The organism is Paenibacillus terreus, assembly GCF_042138595.1.
Taxonomy (GTDB): domain Bacteria; phylum Bacillota; class Bacilli; order Paenibacillales; family Paenibacillaceae; genus Paenibacillus; species Paenibacillus terreus.
The window spans coordinates 94765-101645 of record NZ_JBHIRX010000021.1 but is presented as its reverse complement, the minus strand read 5'-3'; the positions used below and the strand labels follow the sequence as shown (position 1 = coordinate 101645).

Below are 6881 nucleotides of genomic sequence, written 5' to 3'. Positions count from 1 at the left end.
CAAACACCAAACACCAAACACCAAACACCAAACACCAAACACCAAACACCAAACACCAAACACCAAACACCAAACACTATACCCTGTAGACACCTGTCTCACTCTGGATACTGGACTCTGAGCGGAGCGAATCCCCTTTTCCCAGGAAGGCTAGAAAAAAGTGTCTGCTTTGATTCAGCGTCAACTCCAGCTGTGGATCCCCGTTTTGCCCAGTTACATCAAGGCCTGTTTACCGATTTCATGCTGCGAAAGTTGAGTTTATTAGATTTAAAAATCGCAGGAGACTAGCGATTTCTTCTTTTCATTATACAGAATAATCCATTGAAATTTGGTGCCAACAGCGGGTGATGGAAGGAACGCTTCGTTCGCGGAGCGCTTCATAACAGACGAGAGAAGTGCTGGGAACAGGAAGCTTTTTTCAAGATTTATTTTCCATAATATAAATTGATTGCGTTTACTTAGAGGAAGGGCGAAAAAAATGTCGAAATTTAAGATTAAAACCCGTTCAAATTCCTTGAAAATTTCAATTAATCCCGATAGAATTAGTTGAAAATTAAACGTCATAATATAATAGTTTGCATCTATAAGGGGGAGGACGATTTGGGAGATTCATGGAGGCTCGGCATCGATATCGGAGGAACCTTTACCGATTTAACGATTATCAACAATGAGACCGGTCAGCTGACCAATATTAAAACACCTACCGTCCCCGCAGATCCCGCCCAGGGAATTGCGAACGGACTGGCATTATTGCGTGAGAAGGGAATCAATCCGCAGGATATTGATTACTTCGTTCACGGCACAACCATAGGTCTTAACACCTTATTACAGCGTCGCGGTGAAACGGTAGCCCTTTTGGTTACTGAAGGATTCAGGGATTTGCTAAACCTGCAGCGCCTGCGACTGCCGATCCCCTATGATTTCCGCTCCCGATTGCCCGAACCACTCATTCCGCGTGAACGTGTGTTTACTGTAAAAGAAAGACTGCGCCATGACGGTTCGGTACACACGCCGCTGGATATGGACAGCCTGGATGAGGCGATCAGGGGAGTGCTTGCCTCCGGAGCGAAAGGCGTGGTCGTGTGTTTCCTGCACAGCTACAAAAATCCGGTTCATGAACAGCAGGCGGTGGCCCGCATTGCGGAGCTTGCTCCGGGATTGGGCGTGAACGCATCCTCCGTGCTGTGGTCGCAGATGCGGGAATATGAACGGGCGGCCATGACCTCTGTGAACATGTACATTCAGCCGAACGTTCAGAGATATTTCGAAACCCTGCAGGAGCGCCTGAGCGGAGAAGGAGTACGGACCCGGCCGTTCATTACGCAATCCAACGGAGGCATCATGGATATCGGCACGGCGGCTGAAGCGCCGGTAAGAACCCTGTTTTCCGGTCCGGCCGCCGGTGTAATCGGCGCCGTGCAGGCTGCCCGTTCGGCAGGCATCGGCAATGTGATCACCTTCGATATGGGCGGTACGAGCGCCGATATTTCCATTATCGAAGGCGGGGAGCCGACGTTCACGCAGACGAATCAGCTGGCCGGCATGCCGATCATGCTGCCGTCCGTATCGATGTATTCGGTCGGCGCTGGCGGAGGCTCTTACGCCTGGATCGACAACGGCGGGCTGCTGAAGGTCGGCCCCGAATCCGTCGGCTCAACCCCGGGCCCTGCCTGTTACGGGCGCGGCGATAAAGCCGCGCTGACGGATGCGTTCCTGCTGTGTGGTTATCTGAACCCGGAACGGTTCGCGGCTGGCAACGTGCGGCTCTATCCGGAACGATCGGCACAGGCCATTCAGCCGGTTGCGCAGCATCTCGGCCTGAATGAACGCGAAGCGGCGGACCGCATGATCCAGGTCGCGGGAGCGAACATGTATGCAGAGCTCAGCGCGGTCATGGAACAGCATGGCTTCGATCCGCGCGAGTTCAGCCTGCTGGCCTTCGGCGGGGGCGGACCGGTGACGGCCAACTTCCTGGCGGAGGAAATCCAGGCGCAGAGCGTACTGGTGCCGCCAAGTCCGGGAACGTTATGCGCCCTGGGCGCACTGACCGCCGATTTTGCCTATGACGCCGTACTCTCCTTGCAGCAGCGGTTCGATGATTATCCTTTCGAGCAGCTTGTTCGTGAATACGACCGTCTGGCCGATCAGGCGCGTACGTGGCTGGAGCAGCAGCAGGTATCGGGGCTGGAAGGCAGCACGCTGTACTACTCCATGGATGCACGCTATGCGGGACAGGCTTTTGAAATCGAGCTGCCTTTGGACCGCTTCATGCTGGAAGCCGGCAAAGGAGAGCGGATTGCAGAAGCCTTCCATGAGCTTCATCGCCGTCAGTACGGACACAGCGATGAAGCGGCGGTGCTTGAGCTGATCAACCTGCGTGTCCGGCTCGTCGGTCATACGCAAAAGCCGGTCACGGTTTCCCTGCCTCAAGCTGACAGTGAGCTCAAGCCTGTCGGGCAGCGGACGATCGTATACGGCGGCAAGGAGTATGAAGCGGGAATTTACTCACGTGCGGCCATGAAGGCAGGCCATCAAGTCGAAGGTCCGGCAGTCGTTGAGCAGGACGATACGACGGTGCTCATCCTCAAGGGCTGGTATGGGGAAGCGGACGGGTCCGGCAATCTGATTTTGAAACGGAAAGAGGTGCTGGCATGAGGACAGATCCGGCTACATTGGAAATTATGCGCAGTTATTACAATGCGATAGCCGCCGGCATGGGACATGTCATTGAGCGGACCTCGTTTACAACATTTGTAAAAGAATCGGCTGATTTTGCCACCGCCCTGGCGACGCCGGACGGCGAGTTTTTTGTTTATCCGAAGACGGTTGGTGTAACGATTTTTCTCGGCTTGAGCGTGCAGCGGGCCGCGGAAGCCTGCGCGCCGCTGGAACCGGGAGATATCATCATTACGAACGAGCCTTATTCCACGGACGGATTGGCTACCCATTTGCCTGACGTGCATGTGTTCAAGCCAATCTTTGTGGACGGTGAGCTCATTTCTTACGCCTGGGCTTTCGTGCACTGCAGCGATGTAGGGGGGCTTGTGCCTTCAAGCATTTCACCGGAAGCGACGGATATTCACCAGGAGGGGCTGCGAATTCCGCCGGTGAAGCTGTATAAACGCGGCGAACCGAATGCGGATGTTCATACATTCCTGAATGCCAACAGCCGTACGCCTCATCTGAATCTTGGCGATTTCAACGCAATGGTGGCGGCCGTGAATACGGCAGAGCAGCGTTTACATGCCATGGTGAACAAGTTCGGCGTGCAGGCGGTGAAGGACAGCATGCAGGACCTCATGGAGCAGGGAGACCTGCGCGCCCGCAAGGTGATCGAGCAAATTCCGGACGGGACATACAGCTTCGCGGATTATCTGGATGACGACATGGTGTCGGATACCCCCATTCGCCTGGCGGTTGACGTTACCGTCAAGGGTGGTGACATCACGCTTGATTTTTCGAATTCCGACCCGCAGGTCCGTACGGCGTTTAACCTGGTGACGAACGGGAAAAAGCATTCCTTTCTCTTCCAGGGGCTGATCAACTACATTATCAGCTCCGATCCGTTCATCCCCGTCAATGGCGGCATTACGCGGCCGATTCACGTGGTCGCTCCACGCGGTACACTGGTGAACCCGGTGTATCCGGCCGCAGTGGGCATTCGCCACACCATTACAATGCGGCTGTATAACGCCGTGCTGGGCGCACTGGCCCAGGCGATTCCGGAGCTGATCCCGGCCGCCGGAGCAGGACAATCCGCGATTGTGGTGCTGTCCACACCGGATGTATTGAGCGGTTCGCGCAATATGGCGGTCGTACAGCCTATGGGCGGAGGCGGCGGAGGCCAGAGCGATATGGACGGAGCGGACGGCATCGATCATTCCTCCGGCTTCCTGCGCAATACGCCGATCGAGAGCCTGGAGCAGCATATCGAGGTGCTGGTGCACCGCTATGAGCTGCTGGAAAATACGGCTGGCGCCGGCCTGCACCGCGGCGGGCACGCCATCAGGCTGGACTTCGAAATTATGGAAGAAGGCTCGATCGTTACGGCGCGTGGAATGGAACGCCTCCGCTTCCATCCGTGGGGCCTGGCTGGAGGCCAGGCAGGCTCGCTCGGACAGGTGTTGCTGAATCCGGGCACACCGCAGGAGCGCAAGCTGCCGAAAATCAGCGTGCTTCACCCGCAGGTGGGCGATATCGTCAGCATCCACTCGCCAGGCGGGGGAGGCTGGGGAGATCCGTTCCTGCGTGCCCCTGAAGAAGTGTGCGCGGAGGCGAACAGCGGCCTGATCGGCGCGGAGCAGGCGGAGCGCCTGTACGGCGTAGCGCTCGAACAGGTGAGCGGACGCTGGTCTGTTGACGAAGCGCGGACAGCCAGCCTGCGGGCGGGACACGAGCCTGCGGTCAAGGAAGCCTGGGACTTCGGCTCCGCCCGGACCGCCTATGAGTCCGTCTGGACTTCTGAGGCGAGCAATGCGCTGGCCCGGCTGCTGCAGCAGCTGCCGCCGATGCAAAGAGCGGCCCGTAAGCAGCTTGTGCATGAGCAGGCAGCGGCGTTATATCCGGACAAGCGGCTCACGTCCGAAGAGATCGGCCATGTTTGGTCTGTTTTACAGCAAGTCCAACAATGATGACAAAAGGATGGTTGTGACCATGAAAAAAACGAAAAAGTTTACAATTAGCGCATTATTGATAAGCCTTGCCCTTGTTGTTTCTGCATGCGGCGGCGGCAGCCAGCAGACCGGAAGCGGTGCGGAAGGCAGCGGCGAGCTGCCGCAGACGAAAAAAGTCGTGATCGGTGTCTCCGGCGGCGCTTGGGAAAAGAATATCCGTCAGGCAGCCTTGGACAAGTTCCAGAAGGAGACAGGCATTGAGGTGCAGGTGGTTACGGGCACAGACGCGGAATGGTTCCCGAAGCTGAAGGCTGGCAATGGCAAAAATTCGGCTTACGACGTGCTCGTTCTGCAGCCTGACACCATTCAGCGCGCCATGTCCTCGAATCTGCTTGAACCTCTGGACACCAAGCATGTGCCTAATGTAGCGGATCTGTATCCGTCCGTGCAGGAACGTTTTACCAAGGACGGGCAAGCCTATGCAGCAGGCTTCAGCATGGGGCAGCTTGGCCTCATTTATCGTAAAGACCTGGTTTCCACGCCTCCAACCAAATGGACGGATCTGTGGAATCCTGAATACAAAGGCAAGGTAGCGGTATCTTCGCCTTCCTACTCCGCAGGCCTGCAGTTCTTCTCCGGTCTTGTCCATGCCCTTGGCGGCAAGGAAAGCAATCCGGCGGATGTCGACAAGGCGTTTGCGAAGCTCGGCGAGCTGAAGCAGAATACGGTGGCGTTCCCGGACAACTCCGGTTCCATTCAGACGCTGCTTGAACGCGGCGATGCGGCGGTTGTGCCATTCTGGGACGGACGTGCGTTTGCCATGCAGGACGCCGGCCTTGATGTCGGATTTGTATATCCGGAAGATGGGCCGGTAGCTGCCGTAGCAAGCTGGGTCATTCCGAAGGGCAGCCCGAACCTGGCCAATGCTTACAAGCTGGTGGATTACCTGTCCAGCCCTGATGTGCAAAAATCATTCTCCGATCTTTCCTTGTACGGAATGACCAACAAAAATGTGCAGTACAGCGATGCTTTGAAAGACAGAGTTCAAGTGGGCGAAGAAGCTTATAAAAAGCTGACCTGGGTGGATTACGATACGGCTACACCGAACCTGGCCGACTGGACCAACCGCTGGACGCAGGCATTGGGTGGGGCCAAGTGAGCAGAATTTATATCGATGACGTAAGCCGCCGGTTCGGCGATTTTACAGCATTGGAGCAGGTGCAGCTGACGATTGAGGAGGGAGAATTTTTCTCTCTCCTCGGGCCGAGCGGCTGCGGCAAAACAACACTGCTGAATATGATCGCCGGTTTTCTCGATCCGACCACCGGCCGTATTCTGATCGGTAATCAGGATGTCACGGGGCTGCCGCCGTACCGGCGCGGCCTCGGCATTGTTTTTCAGGATTACGCGTTGTTCCCGCATTTGACCGTATTTGAAAATGTCGCTTACGGGCTGCAAATCCGCAAGCAATCCAAACAGCAAATCAAGCGCCGTGTGGAAGAAACACTCGCTCTGGTGCAGCTGTCCTCCATGGCGGACCGCAGGCCGCATCAGCTAAGCGGCGGGCAGCGCCAGCGTGTCGCGATTGCAAGAGCGTTGGCGATTGAGCCGGCCGTGCTGCTGCTGGACGAGCCCTTGAGCAATCTGGATGCAAAGCTGCGCAAGGACATGCAGACCGAGCTCAGGGCGATCCAGCGCCGGGCCGGGGTGACGACCGTTATGGTCACACATGACCAGGAGGAGGCTTTGAGCCTGTCCGACCGGATCGGCATACTCGGTCAAGGGCGATTGCAGCAGGTCGGTTCACCGCTTGAGGTATACCGTCAGCCTGCCAACCGTTTTGTGGCTGACTTCATCGGTCAGGTCAACTTGTTCCGGACGGCTGCCGCGCCGGATGCGGTGGGCGGTACGGGCCGTCAGCGCTATATGACGGAGGATTACGAAACGTCCGCCGGCGTGCCGCTTGTGCTCGAAACGGCCTCGTCCGCTGCTGGCGGAACGGGAACGTTCATGCTGCGGCCGGAGCGGGTCCGGATTACGATGACGGCGGGTGCCGAAGGGCAGCCGAACCGTACGCCGGGGACGATCCGAACGATCAGCTATGCCGGTGATCACGTTCGGCTGCAGGTCAGTCTGCCCGGCAAGGGCGAGCTGATTGTGCTCGCGCCGGACCCTGTGTTTCCCGTGCTGCCATCGCAGGGGGATGTCTGTGAACTGTACTGGGAAGCGGAGGATGTCATTCCTCTGCCTGCGGAAGGGAGCTGACCT

General features: G+C 57.1%; 5 protein-coding genes. All 5 read left to right on the top strand.

All coding sequences use genetic code 11. The features are described from left to right. On the top strand, positions 1-288 hold a 288-nt coding region (locus tag ACE5KN_RS26885; protein WP_375533195.1), incomplete at its 5' end, for a hypothetical protein. Positions 289-600: 312 nt separating this feature from the next. Further along, on the top strand, positions 601-2655 hold the full coding sequence (locus ACE5KN_RS26880) for a hydantoinase/oxoprolinase family protein (RefSeq protein WP_375528785.1): 2055 nt from the start codon (positions 601-603) through the stop codon (positions 2653-2655). Then, complete coding sequence (locus tag ACE5KN_RS26875) at positions 2652-4631, top strand: hydantoinase B/oxoprolinase family protein (RefSeq protein WP_375528784.1); 1980 nt, start codon at positions 2652-2654, stop codon at positions 4629-4631. Before ACE5KN_RS26880 ends, ACE5KN_RS26875 begins: the two co-directional genes overlap by 4 nt. Positions 4632-4653: 22 nt before the next feature. Beyond that, complete coding sequence (locus ACE5KN_RS26870) at positions 4654-5772, top strand: ABC transporter substrate-binding protein (protein ID WP_375528783.1); 1119 nt, start codon at positions 4654-4656, stop codon at positions 5770-5772. Next, entirely contained in the window at positions 5769-6878 is a 1110-nt protein-coding gene (locus tag ACE5KN_RS26865; RefSeq protein ID WP_375528782.1) for an ABC transporter ATP-binding protein, read from the top strand. Before ACE5KN_RS26870 ends, ACE5KN_RS26865 begins: the two co-directional genes overlap by 4 nt. The last annotated feature ends 3 nt before the right edge of the window (positions 6879-6881 follow it).